20 protein-coding genes and 1 tRNA gene are annotated in these 25,518 nt (G+C 40.2%); 9 read left to right on the top strand and 12 right to left on the bottom strand.

Annotated elements, in window-relative coordinates:
• Positions 1–74: 74 nt before the first annotated feature.
• From K1X82_02250 to rlmD, 4 genes are all read right to left on the bottom strand, one after another.
• On the bottom strand, positions 75–320 hold the full coding sequence (locus K1X82_02250) for a hypothetical protein (GenBank protein MBX7180906.1): 246 nt from the start codon (positions 318–320) through the stop codon (positions 75–77).
• Positions 321–586: 266 nt separating this feature from the next.
• Positions 587–659 (bottom strand) — tRNA-Lys (locus tag K1X82_02245).
• A 71-nt stretch (positions 660–730) separates the two neighbouring features.
• Positions 731–1,456, bottom strand: a complete 726-nt coding sequence (locus K1X82_02240) for an alpha/beta hydrolase (protein ID MBX7180905.1) — start codon at positions 1,454–1,456, stop codon at positions 731–733.
• 44 nt (positions 1,457–1,500) lie between these two features.
• Complete coding sequence (rlmD, locus tag K1X82_02235) at positions 1,501–2,892, bottom strand: 23S rRNA (uracil(1939)-C(5))-methyltransferase RlmD (protein MBX7180904.1); 1,392 nt, start codon at positions 2,890–2,892, stop codon at positions 1,501–1,503.
• Positions 2,893–3,109: 217 nt separating this feature from the next.
• Between rlmD and K1X82_02230 the strand changes: the two genes are divergently transcribed.
• The gene (locus tag K1X82_02230) at positions 3,110–4,987 is read left to right on the top strand and encodes a CocE/NonD family hydrolase (protein MBX7180903.1); all 1,878 of its coding nucleotides are present in this window, start codon (positions 3,110–3,112) and stop codon (positions 4,985–4,987) included.
• 420 nt (positions 4,988–5,407) lie between these two features.
• Here the strand turns inward: K1X82_02230 and K1X82_02225 are convergent, their stop codons facing one another.
• The 4 genes from K1X82_02225 to K1X82_02210 form a co-directional block, all read right to left on the bottom strand.
• Positions 5,408–8,077, bottom strand: a complete 2,670-nt coding sequence (locus K1X82_02225) for a D-alanine--D-alanine ligase (GenBank protein ID MBX7180902.1) — start codon at positions 8,075–8,077, stop codon at positions 5,408–5,410.
• A gap of 131 nt (positions 8,078–8,208) precedes the next feature.
• Positions 8,209–8,589 (bottom strand): RidA family protein, encoded by a 381-nt coding sequence (locus tag K1X82_02220; protein MBX7180901.1) that lies wholly within the window; start codon positions 8,587–8,589, stop codon positions 8,209–8,211.
• Between the two features lie 10 nt (positions 8,590–8,599).
• The gene (locus K1X82_02215; protein MBX7180900.1) at positions 8,600–9,514 is read right to left on the bottom strand and encodes an ABC transporter substrate-binding protein; all 915 of its coding nucleotides are present in this window, start codon (positions 9,512–9,514) and stop codon (positions 8,600–8,602) included.
• A gap of 66 nt (positions 9,515–9,580) precedes the next feature.
• Complete coding sequence (locus K1X82_02210) at positions 9,581–10,807, bottom strand: T9SS type A sorting domain-containing protein (GenBank protein ID MBX7180899.1); 1,227 nt, start codon at positions 10,805–10,807, stop codon at positions 9,581–9,583.
• A 136-nt stretch (positions 10,808–10,943) separates the two neighbouring features.
• On the opposite strand from K1X82_02210, the gene mutL reads away from it, so the two are divergent.
• The 8 genes from mutL to K1X82_02170 all read left to right on the top strand — a co-directional run bounded on the left by mutL (position 10,944) and on the right by K1X82_02170 (position 21,125).
• Positions 10,944–12,764 (top strand): DNA mismatch repair endonuclease MutL, encoded by a 1,821-nt coding sequence (gene mutL / locus K1X82_02205; GenBank protein ID MBX7180898.1) that lies wholly within the window; start codon positions 10,944–10,946, stop codon positions 12,762–12,764.
• 141 nt (positions 12,765–12,905) lie between these two features.
• Positions 12,906–14,171: an NADP-dependent isocitrate dehydrogenase gene (gene icd, locus K1X82_02200; GenBank protein MBX7180897.1), complete on the top strand. Its 1,266-nt coding sequence runs from the start codon at positions 12,906–12,908 to the stop codon at positions 14,169–14,171.
• A gap of 546 nt (positions 14,172–14,717) precedes the next feature.
• Complete coding sequence (locus K1X82_02195) at positions 14,718–15,659, top strand: glucosaminidase domain-containing protein (protein ID MBX7180896.1); 942 nt, start codon at positions 14,718–14,720, stop codon at positions 15,657–15,659.
• The gene (locus tag K1X82_02190) at positions 15,656–16,951 is read left to right on the top strand and encodes a hypothetical protein (GenBank protein MBX7180895.1); all 1,296 of its coding nucleotides are present in this window, start codon (positions 15,656–15,658) and stop codon (positions 16,949–16,951) included. Before K1X82_02195 ends, K1X82_02190 begins: the two co-directional genes overlap by 4 nt.
• Before the next feature lie 387 nt (positions 16,952–17,338).
• Positions 17,339–18,127, top strand: coding sequence for a CDP-diacylglycerol--serine O-phosphatidyltransferase (gene pssA / locus K1X82_02185; protein ID MBX7180894.1), 789 nt, complete (start codon positions 17,339–17,341; stop codon positions 18,125–18,127).
• A gap of 136 nt (positions 18,128–18,263) precedes the next feature.
• Complete coding sequence (gene queA / locus K1X82_02180; protein ID MBX7180893.1) at positions 18,264–19,313, top strand: tRNA preQ1(34) S-adenosylmethionine ribosyltransferase-isomerase QueA; 1,050 nt, start codon at positions 18,264–18,266, stop codon at positions 19,311–19,313.
• Between the two features lies 1 nt (position 19,314).
• A complete protein-coding gene (gene ispD, locus K1X82_02175) occupies positions 19,315–19,992 on the top strand; it encodes a 2-C-methyl-D-erythritol 4-phosphate cytidylyltransferase (GenBank protein ID MBX7180892.1) in 678 nt (225 codons plus the stop codon).
• 137 nt (positions 19,993–20,129) lie between these two features.
• Entirely contained in the window at positions 20,130–21,125 is a 996-nt protein-coding gene (locus K1X82_02170) for a D-alanyl-D-alanine carboxypeptidase (protein ID MBX7180891.1), read from the top strand.
• A gap of 98 nt (positions 21,126–21,223) precedes the next feature.
• Here K1X82_02170 and K1X82_02165 read toward each other — a convergent pair whose 3' ends face one another.
• The 4 genes from K1X82_02165 to K1X82_02150 all read right to left on the bottom strand — a co-directional run bounded on the left by K1X82_02165 (position 21,224) and on the right by K1X82_02150 (position 25,497).
• Positions 21,224–21,640, bottom strand: coding sequence for a DoxX family protein (locus tag K1X82_02165; protein MBX7180890.1), 417 nt, complete (start codon positions 21,638–21,640; stop codon positions 21,224–21,226).
• Positions 21,641–21,643: 3 nt separating this feature from the next.
• Complete coding sequence (locus tag K1X82_02160; GenBank protein ID MBX7180889.1) at positions 21,644–23,389, bottom strand: tetratricopeptide repeat protein; 1,746 nt, start codon at positions 23,387–23,389, stop codon at positions 21,644–21,646.
• Between the two features lie 57 nt (positions 23,390–23,446).
• A complete protein-coding gene (locus K1X82_02155; protein ID MBX7180888.1) occupies positions 23,447–24,205 on the bottom strand; it encodes a hypothetical protein in 759 nt (252 codons plus the stop codon).
• A gap of 122 nt (positions 24,206–24,327) precedes the next feature.
• Complete coding sequence (locus tag K1X82_02150; GenBank protein MBX7180887.1) at positions 24,328–25,497, bottom strand: transglycosylase SLT domain-containing protein; 1,170 nt, start codon at positions 25,495–25,497, stop codon at positions 24,328–24,330.
• Between the last annotated feature and the right edge of the window lie 21 nt (positions 25,498–25,518).

The raw sequence follows: 25,518 nt of genomic DNA, 5'->3' as shown, positions 1-25,518 counted from the left end.
TTAAGAGGGCTGCCTAGTTATCAACCAAAACCTAAAGTTATGAGTCTCCCCCGAACCCCCTCATTGTTAATTATTTAACCTATTATTTTTAAATTATATATTTGTCCAATCAAACCCGACCACCTCACTTTTGATGTTCTAAGCCATTTTCTTAATCTGCGAGAACCCGGCATTTCCATCCAATGGTATGCATCAAGCACCGGTACTCCTTTATAATTGATTACCAGGCTATCCTTCCATTCTTCTCGGCTCCCATTCCCTTTTTGTGAAAAGGAATAATTACCAATAAACAACAGAATTAACAAAAAGAATTGCTTCAAATTAATACACCTTAAAAGGTCAAATTAAATGAATATTTAAATATGTATATAACCCAATTTTACAATTAAATCCAAATATACATTATAGTCAAAATGGTTTAAATAGTGTAATGGCCTTACAATTAATCAAGAAAAGACCAAGCACAGCTTTGATTCAATTTTTTATATCCGGTAATTAATTTTCCAATTGCTGAAAAATTATTTAGGTTACCAAAAGAAATATTCCTGGAAACAAAAAAGCCTCCCGAATTGGAAGGCTTTTTCTGTGATCCCGCTGGGACTCGAACCCAGGACCCCAACATTAAAAGTGTTATGCTCTACCGACTGAGCTACGAGATCTTGCTTTCTTTAAAAGCGGGTGCAAAAATAGTAGTTTTTTCTATCAGTTTACAGGATAAAGAAAAAAAAGTTCAAATTCCCCAAATTTCTTTCCGAACTTCTTCCGTTTGGAGCTTATGACCTGCCTCTACCACCTTAACAACCCCACTAGAATCAGGCATGTAACGGGTTAATTTCCTGGCCCATTCCTTACGAATGACCTTATCCTTATTACCCATAACAATGCTAATTTTTATCTTATATCTTACCAAATGGTCCGCTACCACCTTTAATTCTGGCCAAAGTCTGGAGGTCGTTCTCCATGAATTATATACCTTCTCCCTCCGCTCCTTGCTACCCATTTGTTTTACAACGAAATCTTTAATTTTTTTGTCCAATAACCCTAAACCGGCCAAAAATTCGGCGCCTCTAAAAAAAATCCCCGGATTGGAATTGACTCTCCTAAATAAGTAATTTCCCAACAAAGTACGGGTCGAAAACCGATACAACCAATTACGCCTTAATCCATCAGGTGCAAATAGCCAAACCTCATCAATTTTCCCAGGGAAATGCTCTACCATCTCCAAACAAATTCGGCCTCCCATGCTATAACCCAGCAACGAAAATCGAAATATTTTATGTTTGGCTAAAAAAGCTTGCATCCTGGTATCGAAACTATGCTTTTCTATTGGCAATCCTTCATATTCGCTTTCTCCATGATGCCATAAGTCAAAACTATAAACGGTATAATCTGTTAATGCAGGAAGAAAAGGCTCAAAATCGCGGTGAGTACCTCCAAACCCATGGAAAGCAAGCATAAATTTAGGGCCGTTTCCATATATTTTATAATGCAGCATCGTAACTATCGCTTTTCCAACAACACCACATTCTCCACATGATGAGTATGTGGAAACATATCTACCGGTTGTACCTTACTAATCCGATAAACCTCATCCATCCAGGCTAAATCTCTGGCTTGGGTGGCGGGATTGCAGGAAACATAAACCACCTTCTGTGGACCCATTTCCACAATCCGTCTTACCACATCTTCATGCATCCCGGCACGGGGAGGATCGGTAATTACTACATCCGGTTTGCCATGGGTTTCTATAAAACCAGCATTTAATACATCCTTCATATCTCCTGCATAAAAGTCGGTATGACCTATTCCGTTTAAGCCAGCGTTTAATTTGGCATCCTCCACCGCTGCCTCCACATACTCCACCCCTATTACTTTGGATGCCATTTTTGCTACAAACAGAGCAATGGTTCCCGTTCCGGTGTATAAATCATATACTTTTTCCTTTCCTGTTAATCCGGCAAAATCCCTGGCTACTTTATACAACTCATAGGCCTGACTGCTATTGGTTTGATAGAAACTCTTGGGACCAACCCTAAATTTCAAACCTTCCATTTCCTCCTCAATGTAAGGCTTACCTGAATAAATCTCCATCACCAAATCGCCCATACTATCGTTTCGCTTGTTGTTAACCGTATAAACCAACGAACTTATTTCTGGAAACCGGCTCTTCAAGGCCTCCAAAAACATGAAATTAAACTTCTGCTCCTCGTTGAACCAAACAATTACCATTACTTCACCTGTAGAAGTGGTTCTAACAACCAATTGTCTTAAAAGTCCTACCTGATTTCTGATATCGTAAAAACTTGCGCCATGCTCCAAAGCATAATCCCTGGCAAAATTCCGTATGGTATTGCTTGGTTCGGCTTGTAAATGGCATTGCTCAATAGCCAGAACCTTATCAAAACGTCCGGGAGCGTGAAATCCCAAAACATTTTGGTTAAAACTCAACCCGCTTTTCACCTCTTCATTCGTTAACCAACGGCTATTGCAAAAGGTAAAGTCTAACCTATTTCGGTATTCGTATATTTTCGAAGATCCAATAATGGGTGAAATTGCCGGAAACTCTAGTTTGCCAATCTTTTCCAAAGCATCTTTCACCTGTTGCGTTTTAAACTCCAATTGCTTGTCATACCCTAAATGTTGCCATTTACACCCTCCGCAAGTTCCAAAATGCTGACAAGCAGGCTGGGTGCGTAAATTCGAATAGCTGTGATATTTCAACACTTTGGCTTCTCCAAAATTCTTCTTCAACTTGGTTACCTGAATATCAGCAACATCGCCCGGCACAGCCTTGTCTAAAAACAAAACAAAATTGTCAACTCTTGCCAACGATTTACCTTCTGCCGCAAAGGCAGCTATTTCTACCTTCTCTAAAATGTCGAATTTACGCATGCAACAAAAGTAATACCATTGTAATGCTCGAATATAAGCCTTTTCAATTTCTTTACAATTGATACAAACCCCGCTAATTCCTTTCATCCTTAATCTCTTTTTCACCCTTGCGTATCTGCTTCTGAAATAAGTCTTTCATCATTATGCATTTTTTCAATTTCTCCTGCGAAACCAAGCGTTCTTAGTGTATTTTGCGCCTCTATTCCTTTACCCCTTCATGAAAAAGAACCTGCTTTTCCTTTTTTCCATTATTCTACTCCATTCAACAACAGGTATTTTCGCTCAAAAAGCAAAAAAAAACCAACCTGGAGTTGATTTAGCAATCGACTATCCCAAACCTTACGATCAAACACAAGGCTTTATCTACGAAGGCTACACTTCCCAATCCTTTTACCTCGAAATGCGGGATGGAGTTAAAATTGCCGTTGACCTCTACTTACCAAAAGGTATTAAACCAGGCGACAAAATTCCTACCATCCTTCACCAAACCCGCTATTGGCGAAATGTAGAAATCCGTTGGCCCTTTTCCTGGTTCGTAAAAACTCCCATGGGTTTGTTGGGAAAAATGATTCGCGAATTTTCGCGAAATGGCTACGCCCTGGTTAATGTTGACGTTCGTGGTTCCGGTGCCTCCTTTGGCCAAAACCTCTACCCCTGGTCCGAAAACGAAGTTAAAGATGGCTATGAAATTTGTGATTGGATTATTAAACAGGTCTGGAGTAACGGAATCATCGGAACCGCTGGAGCCTCCTACACCGGCACCGCTTCCGAATTTCTTCTTACCACCCAACACCCTGCAATTAAAGCCGACGCCAACCTCTACTCCCTCTTCGACGTTTATGCCGATAATGCCTTTCCGGGTGGCATTCACAACATGTGGTTTACCAGCGTTTGGGGAAAAGCCAACCGTGCCCTAGACGACAATAAACTACCTACCAAAAACAAAAAGGTAAAAATGGCCGTTCGCGGGGTAAAACCCGTTGATGGAAAAGGCCGAAGAACTTTATTAAAACAAGCAGTCGCCCAACACAAAGACAACCTGAATGTGAACGATGGCGCTATGAAAATGGATTTCCGGGACGAAGAACCTATTCAAAATGTAGGTGCCGATAAATTTAGTCCTCATGCCTTCGTGGCCAAGGAAATTGCCACCAAAGTTCCCGTGTATTCCTATAGCGGATGGAGCGATGGAGCCTACCCCAATGCTGCAGTTAAACGTTTTTTGACTCTTAAAGATAAACAATACAAACTCATGCTGGGTCCTTGGGAACACGGCGGAAGCTACGTAACTGCCCCATACGCCCAAAGCGATGCATCTTTTAATCACATCGGGGAACTGCTAAAATTTTTCGACTTTTACCTGAAAGCCAAACCCAATGGCCTCGATAAAGAACCACGTGTACATTATTTTACCCAGGTTGAAAACAAATGGAAATTCTCCGATTCCTGGCCTCCTCCCGGCTTTAGCACCAAAACATTTCCCCTTCTTCCCAACAACCGCCTGGCTTTGGAAGAAAGTCCTGTGGTTGAACCCTTTTCAACTTCCTATATAGTCGATACCAGCGCCGGAACAGGCTCCGTTACCCGATGGGAAAGCCTTGCAGGGGCCTTGCATACGCCCAATGTCTATCCGGATAGAAACGAACGTGATAAAAAACTCCTGGTTTTCGACTCTGAACCGCTTTCAGCTAATTTGGAAGTAACAGGCCATGCAGCATTGGAATTGGTCTTAACTTCATCCCAGGGCGATTGCTCCTTTTTTGTTTACCTCGAAGATATTGACGAAAATGGGGTGGTTCATTACGTTACCGAAGGCGAATTACGTAGCATCCACCGCAAAATTAGTCCCGACCAAACCTATAACCAGGTCGGCGATTGGCACAGCTTTCTGCGTAAAGATGCCCTGCCGCTGGAGCCTGGTAAAGAAGAAAAAATTAAAATCGATTTGTTGCCTACCTCCTATCTTTTCAAAAAAGGACATAAAATCCGCATAGCAATTGGTGGGCACGACAAAGATCATTTCCGTCTGATGAATCCCATTCCTGCCACCTGGAAAATCTTAAACGGAAGTAATTTGATTTTACCGGCCAGGTAAGTAATCTTTCTTTTAATTATGCGGGCCCCCTCCGCCTACCCTATTTTACCAAAACTCCAACAGCTTGCATGGCGTTCGGGTCACGCTTTCGGTTGTAGTCCTCGTCGCACTTGGCTAGCGCCGCATGCTCCTGTGGGCTACTTACCTCAATCGTTGCCCGGGGTGCAAACCCAAACTGTTTTACCATTTTAGAAAATGATTTCGGCAATAAATGTTTTAATCTTGGATTATAATACCGGTTGTTCATTGCCATACCGGTTGGCCTTGCACGAAGCCTCCGGGTAGGGATAGTAGTGGAAAGCCCACAGCCCCGAACCCTTTCGGGGCGAGGACTTGGAACGAATAGCCCGGACCTGAGCCTTACAAAAGTCTGTACAAAACAAAAAACACTAATGCGAAGGTACCCGCACCTAAAAAAAACTACTTCCCTACTCTAGCTTTACCAAATTCCAAAATTCGGTCGATAAACTGATAGGGTTTATAACCATTTATTGCAGCCTGGTGAAAAATACAGGTGGCAGGCGTCATACCCGGTAACGAATTCACTTCCACGAAGACAACCTCGGCACGGTTGTTTTCAAATACCCGAACAAAGGCATCAATCCGGCAGTAACCTTGCACATTTAAGGCCTTGGCTGCACGCATCAACTCACTTTTCACAAAATCGCTAACTTGTTGCCTCGCCTCCGGATCAGATTGGTAACGGGCAGGGGTAATATTTTGTCCCTGACCTGCCAAAAACTTCTCTTCCAACGACAAAACTTCTCCTTCACTTAGCGCTTCTGAAGCCTCAAACAATTCATATTCCACCTCCCCTTGGGCATTGTAATGGGTCAACATTCCGCCGGTAATTTCAAGGAAATGCAGGGCCCCATTGGCCGAAATTAGCTCTTCAACTAAAAAAACGGATTTATTTGGAAACTCCTCTTTTGGCTTAATGTTTAAAAGTTGGGCAGATGTCGTATCCATTTCTTCCCCATCTCTGAAAATTAGCGTTGCAAAAGCTTCCAATTCGGCTTGAGTCTTCACTTTTCTAACCGCAGAACTACAGCCATCATCCACCGGTTTTGCGATAAAAGGGTACTTAACGCAAGATAAAATAGTTTCGATGGCTTTGGCTTTATTGGTTTGCCAATCGGATTTCTCCACCAACAAATGTTTGGCTACATTCATGCCATGTTTGGCTAAAATTTCGTTGGTTTCATACTTATTAATGGTAATGGAAGAACTTTGAACTCCGGAACCGTTGTAAGGCATTCCCAAAGCATCCAGTTGTTTTTGCAGCGCACCATCCTCACCCGGACGACCATGCAACCCGATAAAAACCTCATCAAAACGATTTTTCAAATCGGAATAACTTAGCAATTCGGGAGCGGCCAAAGCGTCGTCCGAAGCATATTTAAGTGTAATGGAAGAACAATCATGGATAATTTCCTTAATTACTTCGTGTACTGAAAAATGCTCAATTTTATCCTTAATATCATCCGCATTGTCTTTTAGCAAAAGGTTAATCGGAATTTTGTATAAGAGGTGATTCTCGGAATTTCCGGTCAGAAAAATGGGTTCGGGAGCATATTTATCGGATGAAGACAGTTTTTCAAAAATATTGCGTCCACTTTCAACCGAAATATGACGCTCGGAAGAATAACCACCCAAAATAACGGCCACTTTGATCTTCTGCTTAGCCTGAGTCTTATGGTGTTCAATGGCTCTATCCAATTGGTTTAGAACAGGCTCGGCAACTCCATTCCCTTTAAAATCGCGAATACGAGCAGCCAGGGAAGTTCGAATGATATAGGTTAAAAACTGGGAAGGATTTAACCCAATTTCAGCAGCTTGGTGAAAGAAAAACGAGCTGGGCATCATGCCGGAGGTCGTGTTGGGATCGTTGAGGTAAATTTTACCATCGTTTCCAACAAATCCATCTATTCGGGCATAAACATCGAATTGAAAATGCTGAAAAAGGCGTTCGGTTTCGCGTCGTATGGCTTGTATAGTTTCGGTAGGAAGCTCGATAGGTGTAATTTTTCTCGATAAACCTGGAAGGTATTTGCTTCGGTAATCGAATACTTCTTTTCCTTTCCTAATTTCGGTTGGAGGCAAAGCCAAGGCTTTTCCTTGCTCATCTTCAACCACAATGCAAGAAAATTCCTTGCCTTCGATAAACCCTTCCACCAAAACAGAACTTTCACCATCCATCGATTCCAAAAACACCGATTCTTGGTGCGCTAAAACCTCCTTCAAGGTATCCAAAACCTGATCGGGGTGAAACAATACCGAATTTCCCAAACGAACCGGCAGTCCAATTCCTTCCCGAATATCAGCCAAGGTACGCACATACTCATTTTTACCACGTTCAGTTAGGGCATTCCACTCCGAAGCCAGGATGGTTCTAGTGAAAAAACACTTTTCAACGGCCTTTTCGAATGCCGTTTGATCCGCTGAATTGAGTACGGAAATTCCAATGGAAGAGCCTTGATTGGAAGCCTTCACTACGCAGGGGAAACCAACCACCTCTTTAACTGTTTCAAAAAGAGTTATGCGTTCATTTTCGCGATTCCACTGCTGTTTAGTTATTTCAAAAAATGCCGGACTATTAAAACCTGTGCTTTGAAGCAGATTTTTTTGAGCTGCTTTGTTCATTCCCAAGGCCGATGGTAAAATTCCGGAACCGGTGTAAGGGATATGCAAGTATTCCAAAAGGCCTTGAATTCGACCATCTTCACCATAAGCACCATGCAAACAAAGAAAAGCCAAATCCATAAGCGACTTTAACTCGTTTGGTTGAATTAACTTTCCTATGGAAGCGGCAAGGCTTGCTTTCAGGGAATCAGCATCCGGTAAATTTTCGGCATAAACCTGAAATTCGCCCGGGGAATATGGAATGGCATGCACCGGAGGGTAAAAATCACGAATAGACCCTTTGTAAATATATTGCCAGTCGGGTAGAATGAATTGCCCAAAGCTATCAACGAAAATAGGAACAGGCTCAAACAAGGCCTTATCCAGATTATCGTAAACAGTTCTTCCTCCGGCAAATGAAACTTCTCTTTCCCGGCTTTGTCCTCCGAAAAATATTCCGACTTTTATTTTTTCCATGCCTCAAAGTTGGCAAGAACTACCAAGAAAAGAGGAGGATAATTATTAATTTTTCAAAACAGAATGTTGAAAGCTTGGCACCAACCGGGGAAGTTGGAATTGCTCAAGATGAGAAAATGCAATTAAACAGCCGCTACCATTGAAATCTCAACCCGAACACCCTTGGGAAGTCCTGCAACCTGAACAGTTTCTCTGGCCGGAAAATCACCTTGAAAGTAGCTCCCATAAATGGTATTAACTGTAGCAAAGTCATTCATATCCATCAAGAAAATGGTAGTTTTTACCACATGATTAAAATCCAACCCTGCTTGCTGCAATACCGCTTGTAAATTCTTCATTACCTGTTGGGTTTCTACTTCCACAGAATCCATTTTTAATTCTCCTGTTGCAGGATCTAAAGCGATTTGCCCGGAAAGAAATAAAAAATTACCTGCTTTTACAGCCTGACTGTAGGGACCAATTGGAGCCGGAGCTGCCGGAGATTGGATGATTTGTTTATTCATGTGGAGGAGTTTATTTTCCGATGGTTTTTATTCTGTTTTTTACCGGTTGTGGAGCAGGCAACTTGGATTTATCCTTGAGGTAGTCAGCCGCTTGCAATCCGGCTTGATAACCCCATTGGTAAAAATCTGCTCCAAAGCTAGCTTTGGCGCCTCGTTTTACCAAACCTGCTTCGGATGTGTAAATGGGGATTTTCTTTTCATCACATAGCTTTTTCACCGTTTCGAAAGAGGCAAAAATAACATTATCAGGCAAGGCAAAGAAAGCATCAATGGATTTAGAGAGCAGTACGGAGGTAACCTGTTGGGTTTCGGAAGAAGCATTAACCGGCAGAGCTTCCAGTCCAATCCCTCTTTTAGCACAATAGTTTTTTACCTCGTTGAAGGCATCTACACTTTGGGGTTCACTTTGGTTATAAATTAATCCTATTTTTTTGATTTCTGGTTGCAAGGTCATGGCCAATGCCAGGGAAGAATCAATGTAATCCAGGGTTTCATAAACACCAAACAATTGGGAAGGCCAGGTTCCATCTTTAGAGGCCAAACCGGCTAAATCGGGACGAGGAGAAACCATCATACAAACAGGTATGTTGCCGGATTTCTTAACGGCTGTTATTGTACTTAAGGTTGGATTGGTGGCAATTATATCTACATTTTGACTTACCATGTAATCGCAAGCCTGAACCAAAGCCATTTGGTCTCCATTGGCATTTTTATAAATCACCTCCAGACTTCCATCCTTTTCAGAATAACCATTTTTAGCCAAGGCATCCCAAAAGCCTTGTCTGGCTTGTGCCAAGGTTTCATCTTCCAATAAATCCAGGTAGGCAATTTTGGGTTTATCATTTTGCTTCTTTTCATTAGCACAAGCTCCAATAAGCAAAAGACAAGAAAGGAAGATTAGATGTTGAATTCGGGATAATTTCATGGTGCAAAGAAAAACAAAAGAGGCCATTCTTATTGGGAATGGCCTCTTTTCTAAGGTAAAAAAACCTTAATGAGCCACTACAAACTTGCGAGTAACCGCTTTACCATTCATTTCCATGGTATAGGTATAAATTCCGTTAGGTAAACCGGAAATATCCATGCTGTAGGTGTTTTTTCCCAATCCTTTGTGTCCAAGTTCGGCAGCCAAAACCTCGGTACCCAGGATATTGTGAACATGAAGATTTACCGAACCTTCCGATTTTACCTGATAGCTTAAATTAACCACCTCTTTGGCTGGGTTAGGGTAGGCAGAAACACTAAACTCTTTATTACTTAGTTCATTCATTGCAGTAACCGAGTCTATTAAAGTTACGCTTGCCCAAATAGACCAATTTTGGTATGAATTTTCACTGGAAGAAAACCCGCTGGATTGATCGCCCGGCGTATTATATGGGTCGCCTGAATTGTCGCAATCATTGTACCAGTAATAGCCAAAATTTCCGCTGATTCGTGGAATAAAGATACTTGGAGTTGGATTGCCGGGTTCACCACCAAGGGCTACTGAATAAAAGGATTGTGGGTATAATTCAGAAGGAATAATCAAGGCTTGAGAAGAACTTCCGCAGTTACTTCCGTCTGTTCCATAGCTAAAACGCAGGTAACAGGTATCTTGTGGGTCACCAAAATATTCGAAGGTAGCAGCAAACTTTTGGTTGGTAATTACACCGGGAGTAAATTTTAAGGTTTTGATTGGAAAACCTGACCCATCCGGATCCGGAGTAAGGTTGGTATCTATGGCAATAGAATCAGCCCAAAGTTCATTGGTTAAACTAAGGTAGGCTCCGTTGGCATTGGAATTGGATTTATAAGTATTCAAACGCATTTTAAATACCGCCGTGTCGCCTGTATTGTTTTGTTGACCAACAATAATGTATAGGGTATCAATTCGAACAAAGGTATTTCCACCCCATTCCATTGGCTGAAAATCATTATAATCCTGGGTTACTAACAAGGTATCAAACACTTCCATGGCCTGACGAATTACGCCTGTTGTGGTATCTAAGGAATTAAATCCAACTTTTACAAAAGATTGAATTTGACCGAAGAAAAACTCATCATACCCTTCATAATCCAGGAAATAGCTTCCTAAATTCTCGGTTGCCTTCTTAGGTTTTAAAACAGTATTGCCAACTTTACCCATTCCAGGGGGCAGTGGTGAAGTTGAATGAAGTTGAACCTGAGCGTAGGAAGTAAAACCTGCTATGGTTAGAATCAGGGTGATAAGTCTTTTCATATAATGTCCTTTTAGATGTTTTACAAAAATAGTATAAGTTCGGAATGGGGGTATCAAGTACTTGTGAAAAAATATACTAAAAAAGCACAAAAATTTCAATTGAATTTTAAGACCTTCGCCGTCCGAAAAGAGAAAAGTGGATATCATCAAGTTACTTCCGGACAATGTAGCCAATCAGATTGCGGCTGGTGAAGTGGTTCAAAGACCTGCTTCAGCTGTTAAGGAATTGCTTGAAAATTCCATTGATGCCGGAGCCACAGACATTAAACTGATTGTTAAGGATGCAGGACGTACCTTAATTCAAGTTATCGATAATGGCAAAGGGATGTCGAATACCGATGCCCGGCTTTCCTGGGAACGACATGCCACTTCCAAAATCAAAAATTCAGACGACCTGTTTTGTATCCGAACCATGGGATTTCGGGGCGAGGCTCTGGCTTCTATTGCCGCTATTTCGCAGGTAGAAATGAAAACACGAAGAGCCGAAGATGATTTAGGTACACAAATTATCATCGAAGGTTCCGAAGCCAAAAGCCAAGAACATATTCAATGTCCGGCAGGAACTTCCATTTCAATGAAAAACCTGTTCTATAATGTTCCCGTTCGCCGAAACTTCTTGAAATCCAATGCGGTGGAATTCAGACATATCTTAGAAGAATTCTACCGGGTTACCCTTGCATTTCCTTCCATTAAGTTTTCGCTTTACCACAATGATAGCGAGGTTTACAACCTGAAATCTTCTGCTATTCGTCAACGAATTATGGCCTTGTTCGGTAACGATTATAACGAACGACTGGTTCCGGTAGATGAAGAAACCACCATTATTCAGGTTTCAGGATTTATTTGCAAACCCGAATATGCCCGCAAAACCAGGGGTGAACAGTACTTTTTTGTCAACAATCGCTTTATCAAAAGCAGCTACCTGCACCATGCCGTTCAAACAGCTTACAAAGATTTATTGCCTCAAGATTGCTTTCCTACCTATTTTATCTTCCTGGAAATTGACCCGCAAAAGGTGGATATCAATATTCATCCAACCAAAACAGAAATAAAATTTGAAGACGAAAAAGCAATTTACGCCATCCTGAAATCATCTGTGCAACGCTCACTCGGCCGTTACAACATTTCGCCTACCTTGGATTTTGAACAAGAGGCAAGTTTCCAGCCTCCCTTACATCCTGATCGCCCCATCATTCCTCCTACGATCAAGGTAGATCCAACGTTTAACCCTTTTCAACCGAAATGGCCTTCCACCGATAATAGACCCAAACAAGGTGAATTGAATTTACCTAGTAAAAACAATTGGGCTTGGGAAAAACTCTACGAAGGCTTCGAGAAAAAAGACCAGGAACATCCCCATGAAAAAACTGAACAGCTTGGTTCCGAAAAGCCTCAGGAAATTTCCCACTCCTTTTACCAAGTTCAAAATTCATTCATCCTGACTTCCATGAAAGGTGGAATTTTGGTAATTGATCAGCAAGGGGCTCATGAACGCATTCAATTCGAACGCTATGCCTCCATGCTTAAAAACCATACCGGAGTTAGTCAGCAATTGCTTTTTCCGGTCAATTTGGAATACAATGCTTATGAATGTTCCCTACTAACCGAAATGCTCGAACCTTTGCATTCCCTGGGAATTGATATACACCCGTTTGGATCCAACTCCTTTGTTATACACGGCGTTGCTCCTTACATGCAGGAAACCAACTTAAAAGACCTGATGGATAGCCTCATTCAGGAATTTGCCAATAGCCACAGCTTAAACGACCGAAATTCACCGCTTGCCAAAGCATTGGCTAGAAAAACTTCCATAAAACGAGGACAAAGCTTAAACCAAGAAGAAATGGAAAGTCTGGTCAATGAATTGTTCGCCTGCGAAAACTCTTCCATTAGCCCTACAGGCAAACCTACCTATTTTAAATTGGGAATGGAAGATATTGAAAAAAGATTTTCCTAAAACTGATTTATCCTTCTAATTGTTAATCCCTTTCTTTTGTTAAGATTTGATCATTTTTAGGTAATTTTTCGATTTTTTCTTGTCCATCCGCATAGGAATCTTACTTTCGCCCCCTGTTTAACTTTTTAGAAAATTATTGAAATGAACGGATCGAAAATTACCGTTAAAGACGGAAAAATTGTCACCCCTAATGACCCAATTATCCCTTTTATTGAAGGAGATGGAACCGGAACAGATATTTGGAATGCTTCTGTTCGCGTTCTAGACGCTGCTGTTGAAAAAGCTTATGGCGGTTCTAAGAAAATTGTTTGGAAAGAAGTTTATGCCGGTGAAAAAGCATTTAACCTGACCGGACAATGGTTACCTGCTGAAACCCTGGATGTTATTCGTGAATACCTGATTGGAATAAAAGGTCCGTTAACAACTCCGGTTGGTGGCGGAATTCGTTCATTGAACGTTGCTTTGCGCCAGGAATTGGATTTATATACTTGCCTTCGTCCGGTTAGATGGTTCGAAGGTGTTCCTTCTCCAATGAAACACCCAGAACATGTTGATATGGTTATTTTCCGTGAAAACACCGAAGATATCTATGCCGGAATCGAATGGATGGCCGGAACTCCGGAGGTGAAAAAAGTAATGGACTTCCTTCAAAACGAAATGGGAGTGAAAAAAATCCGCTTCCCTGAAACTTCTTCTATCGGTATCAAACCGGTTTCAATTGAAGGTTCTGAACGCCTTATACGCGCCTCCATTGAATACGCTATCATGCATAAAAAACCAAGCGTAACCATCGTTCACAAAGGAAATATCATGAAATATACCGAAGGTGGTTTCAAAAAATGGGGCTATGAACTTGCTGAAAGAGAATTTGGTGACCAAGTTTTCACCTGGGCACAATACGACCGTATCGAAGCAGAACAAGGCAGCGATGCAGCTGCTCAAGCGCAAAAAGAAGCTTTGGCTGCCGGAAAAATCCTAGTGAAAGACAGCATTGCAGATGCCTTCCTTCAACAAATCCAACTTCGACCTCAAGAATACAGCGTTATTGCAACCCTTAACCTGAATGGTGACTATGTATCTGATGCACTAGCCGCTTCGGTTGGAGGTATCGGTATCGCTCCCGGTGCTAACATTAACTATGTAACCGGTCACGCTATCTTTGAAGCTACCCACGGTACTGCTCCAAAATATGCAGGACAAGACAAAGTAAATCCAAGTTCTGTTATCCTTTCAGGTGCCATGATGTTTGAACATCTCGGATGGGTTGAAGCTTCCCAATTAATTTACCAAGGAATCGAACGTAGCATTGCTAAAAAACGTGTTACTTATGACTTCCACCGCCTAATGGAAGGAGCAACCTTGTTGAAATGCTCTGAATTTGGCGATGAAATTATAGCCAACATGTAATTCATAACTTCTTGCTAAAGGCCGATTGAGGAATCAATCGGCCTTTTTTTTTCCCAACCCTTTCTTTTAACCCAATTTTGCCAAAACAGTTTTTGCTCCGGCGTTTATCACGGTAATTTTCAAAACAGGATTGGGACTATTTCACCCAAAACATGGGTAAACCTATCAAAGGTTGAGGTTTCGACTCGGGCAACGATAGAGGCAAGTAGCCCACAGGACCCCGACGGCGCTAGCCTAGGGGGACGAGGACTACAGCCGAAAGCGTGACCCGAACGCCTATGCCGGCTCTTTTGGATTTTGCACTAAAAAAGGTGGGCGGAGGGGGCCCGCATACCAAGTATTTTAAAATAAATAGATTCTTAAACCTAAGAAACCGGCAGAAACAAATTTGAAAAGCTATTCATTTTCTGAAAAGTCATACATTCCAAAAACAACTTGAACCTTCAATTGCACATACATCATCATCCAATTCGGTAAACAAACTCTTGTTGGAAAATTGAAAACATTTTACCCAAAGCCTATATACTTCCTTTCTTTCTTAGCAAGATGGTTAATCGGTTCTTCCTTTTTATTCTACTCCATTGCATTGGTGTAACTGCCTTTTCCCAACAAACAATTACAGAACAGGAATATATTAATACCTATAAATCTATTGCCGTTCGGGAAATGCTCCAATATGGAATTCCGGCAAGCATAACACTCGCCCAGGGAATGTTGGAATCAGGCAATGGAAATAGCAAATTAGCACGTGAAGCAAAAAATCATTTCGGTATCAAATGCCATGGTGAATGGGAGGGACCAACCTATCACCAAGATGATGATGCTAAAAATGAATGCTTTAGAAAATATAAACAAGCTGAAGAAAGTTACGAAGACCATTCCCAATTTCTAAAAACAAGAGAAAGATATGCCAGCCTGTTTAAACTCGATCGAAAAAACTACAAAGCTTGGGCTAAGGGACTCAAAGACGCAGGTTATGCCACCAACCCCAAATACCCCGAATTACTCATCCGTATTATTGAACAATGGTCCTTGCACGAATTGGACCTTTTAGACCAAATACCCAATACCCCAGACCAAACTCCAATATTATCCGACACACCTGCCAAGACTAAAAATGAAAAAGCATCAATTGCTTCCCGACAAGTTTATATTATCAACAATATCAAAGCAATAAAAGTAAAAAGCGGTGATACCTACGAAGCCATAACTCAAGAATTCGGAATGGGAAACTGGGAAATACCTCGTTATAACGAATTTCCCAAAGAGAAAAAACCAATTGAAGGAGAAATTATATATTTACAACCTAAACGTAGAAAATCCAATGTTGGATGCCATTCTGTACTCAGCGGAGAAACCATTTGGGATATCGCTCAACACTATGGAATTAAGACTAAATTTCTACTTAAATGGAATCAATTGGATACCCGACAACCGCTACAAGCCGGACAAAAAATTAAGTTAAAAAAGAAAGCCTGTAAGCCATGACCGAAAAGAGAAGACGGAGAACACGTTGGGAAAAATTCAAAGACTTTTGGGTAGACCTTTGGGAATCACAATTTCCTGAAAAGAAATTTGAAGGACAACCCAAGCGTCGGCGCAAATCCAAAGGCATATCCGGCTTCTTGAATGAAATGTTGGAAGATGTTAAAAGCAAAGATGACTTCAAAGCTAATCTTACCAAAAAAAGGAAAACCAAAATTAGCTTTAGGGAAAGATTAAAACGCTATTGGGAAGATTCCTTTGGAAAAACCGATCTCAATCAACCTAAAAAACGATTCAACCTTTCTAAATGGTTCCAAAAACAAGTTGAATTTTACTCCGAAGAAAACCAACTCGATAAAAAATTCAAGGTTGAAAAAACCCCATTTAAAGAAAGGGTCAAAGAATTCATTGAAGGTGTTAAAACGCTTCGTTTTCGACGCGACCTGTGGAAATTCGACCTTTTGCCCATGGTTAATTCAACCATGATGATGGTTACTTCTTACCTGTTACTTTTCTTTGCTCAAGAAATATTAACAGGATTAATTGCAACACACTACAACTTAAAGCCCACTGTTTTTCTCTACGCCATTAAATATGCCAATTACTACGAGCCCGGCATATGGAACCTTTGGTCCGTTACCAGAACTTATTCCGCCGGTCCTATTTTCTGCTTGTTTGTCGGAATTTTCGCCTTCCTATTCTTTCAAATTTTACAAGGTATTCGAAAAGATTTTCGCCTTTTCCTGCTTTGGGTAGCTTGCAATTCTCTAATCATTTTCTATTCCAAAGTAATTTTTATCCCCATCACGAGTATCAGTGGTTTAGGCACCTGGCAAGGATTAGGAATTGTTGCTGCATGGTTTTATATCGGTACTGCCAATAAATTCATCATGGCTTTCCTTGCAGCGGCCTTGCTATTTTTAACCGGATTTATTTTCACTGAACCTATCCTTAAAATGGCCGGTTCCAGATTACAGGTATCCAACAACGATGAAAAGGCCCGTTCTATTAACCAATTGGCATTGGGCCCCATGCTTATCGGCACCTTCATCGTCTTCCTGGTAAACAGAGAATTTAACATCTTTCAAAACGTTTTCACCCTTTCATCCGGTTTATTTATGTTGTTAATCGCATACTTCAACTCATTGGGTACCAAAGGTGTAATTGCAGTTCACAAATCAACAGGCAAGCTCGAAAAATTCAATTATCTGTACCTCATTCTCATGCTATTAGCCATTTCAGGCTTTATTTACGTGACCATAGTTGGTATCAAAATCACATTCCGATTACTTTAAAACCAGTGTTTTCAAGGAATAATTTCCTTTTTAAGACAATTTTTAGGCGGGTACCTTCGCATACCTTTTTCATTTTAACCAACCTTACGTGGGCTCAGGTCCGGGCTATCCGTTACAAGTCCTCGCCGCCCTTGGCTATCGCCGCGGTCGTCTGTGGGCTTTCCACTTCTATCCCTACCCGAGGTGCAAAACCCAAAAAACGCACTCTGTCCTTTCAGTAAGAAGCGCCTGATGATTTCATATTAGGTTAAACTACCCACAAACTTCCAATAGTTGCACCAATCAACTGCTTCAGGGTATTTCCTGCAGGCGTAAAACAAAGCAAAGTATAGTTTTAAGAAACCTTTTGACCTTTAACCGGTTCAAATATGTATCTTCGCCCCCGCTTTGGGAATTCGCAATCACATACCCAATATTTTAACCTGTTGCAACTTGCTGTGTGGATGCATGGCTATTGTAAAGGCTTTTGACGGACAATTAGCCGACGCTGCTATCTATGTTTATGTAGCAGCAATTATCGACTTCTTCGACGGATTTGCCGCACGTTTACTCAATGCCTCCAGTCCAATAGGTAAAGAACTCGACTCCTTGGCCGATGTGGTTTCCTTTGGTGTTACTCCCAGCGTTATTGTTTATCACCTGCTTCAACAAAGCATGAATTTTAATTGGTCAAGCTATTACGTCTTTACCCAATTTCCTTTCATGAAGTATTTCCCTTTCATTATTGCTGCATTTTCAGCATTACGATTGGCAAAATTCAATATAGATCCCAGACAAGCGCTAGATTTTATCGGTGTACCTACACCGGCAAATGCATTATTAGTTTGTTCGTTTCCACTACTTTTACATTTCCACTTACCAACATTAATTAAATTCTCAGAAAAATTAATCTACGTAGATATTATCTACCACCCGGCCTTTTTATGCGGATTAAGCTTGGTTATGAGCATTTTACTGGTTAGTGAAATTCGATTATTTTCTTTAAAATTTAAGGATTTCGGCTGGAGAACCAATTTAAACAGGTATGTATTTCTTGCCGTAGCAGCAATCATGGTTGCCATTTTCCACTTTAATGCTACTCCAATAATTATTGTATTCTATATCATTTGGTCGGTAATTTGGTACAACCTGATTGACCCTCGATTAAACCCGGTTTCTACCACAAAATCGGAATAAATTAAAATATTCTTAGCCGGTCATAAAAATTGACCTTGTTTGCTTTTGGAATAATTATATCTTTGCAAACTTTTTTGGGGATAATATACTTCCTCACTAATTAAGCTTAACTCATTCATTATTAGCACCTAAGCGCATGAAGCTTTCTCAATTTCGCTACAAACTTCCACAAGAATTAATCGCAGAATATCCAGCCGAAAACCGTGACGAATGCCGTTTGATGGTTTTGGATCGCAAGAAAAAAACCATTGAACACAAGGTTTTTAAAGATATATTATCCTATTTTGACGATGGGGATGTGATGATTTTGAACAATACCCGTGTTTTTCCTGCCAGAATGTATGGTAACAAAGAAAAAACAGGGGCAAAAATTGAAGTCTTTTTGTTACGTGAGCTTAACAGAGAAACCTTGCTTTGGGATGTTTTGGTAGATCCGGCTCGTAAAATTAGAATTGGTAACAAACTATACTTTGGCGATAACGACGAATTAGTGGCTGAGGTAATTGATAATACCACCTCTCGGGGCCGAACACTTCGCTTTCTTTTCGATGGAGGTTACGATGAATTCAAACGTCGTATCTACAAATTAGGAGAAACTCCACTTCCACGCTACATCAAGCGTCCGGTTGAACCGGAAGATGAATTTCGCTTTCAAACCATCTTTGCTAAACACGAAGGAGCAGTTGCTGCACCAACCTCCGGAATGCACTTTAGCCGTGAACTTTTAAAGCGCCTCGAAATCAAAGGGGTTCACCTGCCTGAAATTACCATGCACTTGGGATTAGGAACCTTTCGCCAGGTGGAAGTAGAAGATTTAACCAAACACAAAATGGATTCGGAACAATTAATCATTCCGGATGATATGGTTACCATCATTAATAAAGCCAAAGACGAACGCAAAAAAGTTTGCTCCATCGGAACGGCTACACTTCGTGCCTTGGAAACCAGCGTTTCTACAACCGGTCACTTAAAATCTTTCAATGGTTGGACCAATAAATTTATCTTCCCACCATACGATTTCCAGGTTTCGAATTGTTTAATAACTAATTTTCATCAACCGCAATCTACTTTGTTGATGAATGTTTGCGCCTTTGCCGGTTACGAATTTACTTTCGAAGCATACCGCGAAGCTATTAAGGAAGGTTATCAATTCCTTGCTTATGGTGACGCCATGTTAATCCTTTAATATGGAAAGGTGGGCCATTGTGGTGGCAGGAGGCTCCGGTCAACGGATGGGATCAGAGCTTCCTAAACAATTCCTCACCCTCGGAGGTAAACCCATTTTGGTACATACCCTCGAACTTTTCCTTCAATGCCTCTCTAGTCCGGAAAAAATCAGACTGGTTATACCTCCATCTCACTTCCCAACCTGGAATTCCCTGGCCCCTGACCATCTTAAACAAATACCACTCATTCCCGGAGGGTCCACCCGATACGAAAGCGTAAAAAACGGATTAAATTCCATTCCGGCTTCCGGTGTTGTAGCTATCCATGATGGGGTTAGACCAATGGCTAGTGAAAACCTAATCATGCTAGCCTATTCCCAGGCTGAAAATAAGGGGTCAGCTATTCCTCTGGTTCCTCTCAACGACTCTCTTCGGTGGTCAAACAATAATCATTGGGAAGCTTTTGACAGAAACTTAATTCGCGCAGTTCAAACACCACAAGTGTTTTCAACAAGTCTCCTTATGGAAGCCTATCAAAAAACTGCTTACTCCGAACATATAACCGACGACACCATGGTCTTTGAAAAAGCCGGATTTATACCCCATTTTATACCAGGTGAACGTGAAAATATCAAAATTACAACACCCATTGATTTAGTTACCGCTGAGGCAATTTTACAGGAAAACAAACGTTCCTAGAGGTTATTAACCACTAACAAAGTTTTGTTAATAACAACCTTTGCGGTTAATTTGCGTAAGAAAATCAATTAGTATCATTGCGACTGAACATTAATAAACTATCTAAACCTCTTTCCCACCAATCAATCAGGCAGAGAATGATAAGAAACATTTTTCAGTTTTTACTCTTTTGTACTTTAATTCTAATTTTCCCTAGTTACACACCGGGAAAAACAGGAGTTGGTGAAATTTCCTCCAATTCTTCCAATGAAAAATTCAATGAGGAAGAATCTATTCGGATGGACATTCGTCCTGAATTGGCTTATAAACCCGAAAACATTCGAGCAGGTTTGGTTTTCGATGTGAATGAAAATAAAATTGTTTGGGCTAAAGGTTTAACGAATAAATGCAACATTGCTTCACTTAGCAAAATGATGGTTGCTTTAATTACCTTAGAAGATATTGAAAGCGGCAGATTAAAATGGGATAGCCTGGTTTCTGTTACCAAAGAGGCTAGTTGGATTGGAGGATCCAAAGTTTATTTAAATCCAGGGATTAAAGTTACCATTGAAGAATTGTTGAATGCAGCTATGATAGCCTCAGGAAATGATGCTGCTTACTTACTTGCCCAGTTGAATGCCGGATCGGAACAAAAATTTGTTCAACGAATGAATTTGAAAGCATTTGATCTTGGTATGCTTGGAACTAAATTCTATAATTGTACAGGACTACCGGTTGGTAAAGGCCACGAAGACAATTATTCAACCCCTGCGGACCTTTTAGTATTGGCCAAAGAATTACTTAAACACGAAGAAATTCTTTCCATTACCAAAAAGAAAATGGAAAGTGTGCACAACGGACGTTCCCTCTTTGTGTATGAAAATAAAAATAAATTAGTTTCTACCTATTCCGAAGAAGTTGATGGCTTAAAAACCGGTTTCACACGCAGCGCTATGTTTTGCCTGTGTGCAACAAGCCACCGCTGCGATTACAGAGTGATTACCATCGTTTTGGGCGTTGAAAGTGGATGGTTACGTAACCAAATAGTAACCAATCTATTTAACAACTATTACAATTCCATTGGTTTAGGTCAATTGGGCGAATGCACAGACCCAACAGCTCAAGCCTTACTTCCAGGTAGTTCTGAAGAATAATTTTGGCAGATTCTTATTTACTTTCATTTCAAAATTACCTGAAAACCAGGCCTAGATTCGGATATACCCATTCCGGTAGTCACAATTCAATTATTGTATTAACTCAGGGTGCTTAGTAACCACAAATTAAAAACCGCTGCCAAAAAATACGGAACTAACGATGCAGCTCCCGCATAATCCTTGGCAATACGTTGACCTAAAAAAAGCATAATCAAGGCTATTCCGGACAACACTACCCCAATAAAAGAAAACAGATAATTTCCATATAAAACAATTGCGCCAATCCCTAGGAAAGAAGAAAAACCGGCTAAACACTCCGTCAACGTCAATAAGGCTAATAATACCTTTACCTGTCCGGAAAATATCGATTTCGAAAAATGCCCGGTTAACCAATCCAAATTCCCTTTCCAATCCTGAATTTTGTCTAATCCGGATTGCAAAAAAAGAATAGACCAAAAACAGGAAAACAAAACTGGCACTATAGGCCAATGAACTAAGGTTTCAAAACTTACCATAACTTACTTATCGAAGTATTTTCCTTCTTTTATTTTTTTGTCTATCCAATCCGAATGCTCTCCGGTACTTTTGGCCTTTTGCCATAACTCAACTGCTCTTGAAGCATTTCCCAGTTTGGATTCCACATCGCCCAAATGTTCTAACAAAGTACCATTGTTCTCCCCCCCATTTCCTATCGCTTTCTCAATCCAAATTTTTGCATTGGAATAATCACCCAACTGAAATAAAATCCAACCATAAGTGTCTTGGTATGATGAATTGTTTGGTTCCAATTCATTTGACTTTTGCGACATCTCCTTAGCCTTTTCCAAATCCATTTTTCGCAACGACAGGTAATAACTAAAGTTATTTAATACATTGGCATTATTGGGATCCAATTTTAAAGCTTGAATATAACAACTATCACTCTTACTATGTTCAGCCAATTCATTATAGGCATCTCCCATACTGGTCCAAAATTGCCCAAGTTCAGGCTTTTCAAACACCAGAGATTTTCCTGATTGTAAAGTTTCTATTGCTTGCTTAGGTCGCTTTAATTGAAGCTCTGCCACACCCTTCATTAAATAACTAAACGATTCTACAGGAAATAACTCAATGGCTTCTGCTGCAGCGGCAACCAAGGAATCAGTTTGCCCCAATTGGTTTAGAATTACAAAATACTGACTCCAAACAGGATACCTTTTTTTATCAAGTTGCAAACATTTCGAAAATTGGGTCCTGGCCTCCGCAAATCGGTCATCCCTCACTAAAAAATCCCCATAAACAGCATAAGATTTGGCATCGGTTGGATGGGTGGCAGTTAACACCTCCAACAATTCATAAGCTTGACCTTTTAAAATAGGGTTCTTTTCGGTAAGGGTATAATATGATATCAAAACTTTCATTTTGGTATCGATATCTAGGTTCTTATTAGCAAATGCCTTTTTCAAATATGAAAACGACTTCTCCTTTTCGCCCTTAATTCGATAATAATCGGCCAATTGCATATTAAGATAGGCATCTTCAGGTGCAATTTTCTCAACCTTCTGATAAACCTCAAAGGCCTTATCCGGCAAATTATTGGCCCTGTATAGCTCGGCCAAAATAGTATAATACCTTACTTCCCCGGGATACGCATCAATTAATTGGCGAATTTCAAACTCTGCCTTATCCAATTTATTCAGTTGCAACCAAATTTTTTCCTTCTGAATACTGAGTTGCTCATCAACTCCAACGATGGCTTCCACCTTGTTGTATCCTTCGATTGCCTTTTCATAACTACCTGATACCAACCAAGAATCAGCAATTTTATAAAGCACTTCCAAATTACTTGGCTGAATCTTAATTATTTTCTCATATACCTTGATTGACTCTTTCAATTTACCCAACTTACCTAGCAAATCACCTTTAAAATCCAAGTAAAATACATTCTGAGGATCGGTATCCAATGCCTGGTCAATTAATGCCAAAGATTCAGCGTGCAAGCCTTTCTCTTCTATTAACTTCGCCAATTCATACCTCGCAACCCCGTTTTTAGGATTAACACTTAATACCTCATAAAACTTCCTTGCAGCTTCTTCCTTATTCCCTAAAGACCTTTCCTTGCAGGCATCCATAAAGGCAATAAGCTCCTGTCGGGCACGCATATCCATTACAACTTCATTCCCATCAGAATCTTTCTCTTTCTGTTGTGCTTTGGCTTCCCATCCTGTCAACAGAAATACAACTGCAACAAATAGGTAAGATTTTATGCTAGTATATGTTCTCAAAAAAATAGCTTTGGACAAAAATAAGGATAGTTGTTACTCAAAAAGCAATTCCATACGTTAATACTTGCGAACTTCCATATATCGATCATACTTGCGCTTCACAGCAATAACAAGTTCATATTGAGTGCAACTTTTTACAAACTCATCATCGAAATTGCAATAATTAATAAAGTCATCGAACTCCCAATCCTCCAAATCCAATATTTCAGCAGTTACATAAATACGTAACAATTCTTTTAAGAGCTTTTTACGATTGCTTTCATTCTGAAGTCTGCGAGCCTCAGCCTTTTGCTTTTCAAAATGACTAAAACGCTCATACAATGCAGTTATAGGACTTTGCAAAACATCCGACACTTCTGGCGTTTCTTTATAAAGACGTTTATCCCCTAACTTTTCGATATCCTTTTGTATTTGGTCAAGGCTTCTGGGTGCAACATATACAATTTCATCCAATCGTATATTGAGTCTATACATTACAATTCTAACCTCAAAATCAGTTTTATTGGCTGAACTATCCTTGAAACAAATTCGGGAAGGTGAATAACCCAAGGCATGCACTGAAATGGTATCAGATCGTTTAACTGAAATGGTAAATTCACCTGTTAGGCTACCAAATACTCCGGTAGAAGTCCGCCTGTTTATCACCATAACCTTATTAAACTGCGACTCACCCAATAAATCAACTAAGGTGCCGTGAACCCTAATTTGGTCTGATTGAGAAAAACTAAATTCATAAAAAAACAGAAATAGAAAAACAAACCCCCATTTCGGAATGTTTGAAGATGAAAAAAAACGAAAACCTCGAATTTCTATCAATGAAATGAATCGATCACAAAACGACACTTTTATATTGATTTACAAGTATTTAAACAAAAAAACTAAAATACTTACTGGTTGTATCGGTTCTTCTTTTCAAATACTGTTCCAAGATACACATTTTAGCAAGCAATAATAAGTTCAGTATGGACTGCCGGCTGCTCAGAAGGTTTAAGCTTATTTCTTTCCCGAATTTGACTTGGCTCACAATCATACATTCTAGCTATGGATTCAACAGTTTCTCCTGATTTTACCTTGTGAACCTTTAAGGTAGCAAATTCATCCCGTTGAGGCCCCATTAATTCTTCATAATCAATCGCATAGGCAGAATCGATGGCCCTTGATTCAACTTCATCCAATAAATCATCGTAATTTTCATAACCCGGTAATGGTAGTTGTATCGAATAAACCTTACCTGTTTTATTCGTTAAGGTCTTATCGCGTAACCAAGGATTAAACAACTTAAGTATTTTGTAACTAACTGATTGTGACTTTGCAAAACTTGCTAAGTCACTTATGCTTGAATCAACGGCTAATTTCTTGGTCTTGATTGGAGGATAAAGATCCTTTTTCCGAATAAAAAAGCCATACTTCTTCGGATGTTCCATAATTTCCTTTATCGCCAAAATTCGAAAAACATAACGGGAGGTTTCCATGTTCAACATCAAGTCGTAATAATTCTGATTCCCTTGATATTCTATATGTTTACGAATTCCGCTCACTCCCATATTATAAGAAGCTGCGGCCATAGTCCAGGATCCTAACTTTTGCTTGGCTTCTACTAGATATTTGCAGGCTGCCTCTGTAGAAGCTTCAACGCTGTAACGCTCATCTACTTCCGGACTCACTTCCAAACCATGCCTTTTTCCTGTTTCTTCTAAAAATTGCCAAAATCCCACTGCATCAGAAGGTGAAACCACATTAACAAATCCGCTTTCAATTAAAGAAAGATACTTAAAATCCTCCGGAACCCCGTTTTTCTTTAAGATAGGTTCAATAACCGGAAACCACCTGGCCGCGCGCTTATGAAATAACAAAGTCTGAGATTGCCAGTAAACATTAACCAACATTTCTCTATCCAACCTTTCACGAACATCAAAACTATGCAAAGGAACATGCTCTCCACAAAAATCCAGTTTTTCCGGAAGTTGAACTGAAAATATACGGTAGTTATTATTAAATAAATCGCTGTATAGCTTATCGTCCTTGTGAGATGAAAAATTAAACAAGGAAAATATAAGCAAAGAAAAAAGCAATAAAACAAAGGCCAAAATGGGCTTATTGTTATTCATGGAATATGTAGCTAGGGTTAA

Source organism: Bacteroidia bacterium, from assembly GCA_019695265.1.
Taxonomy (GTDB): Bacteria; Bacteroidota; Bacteroidia; order JAIBAJ01; family JAIBAJ01; genus JAIBAJ01.
The sequence above is the reverse complement of the archived record's forward strand: the minus strand, read 5'-3'. Positions and strand labels throughout refer to the sequence as shown.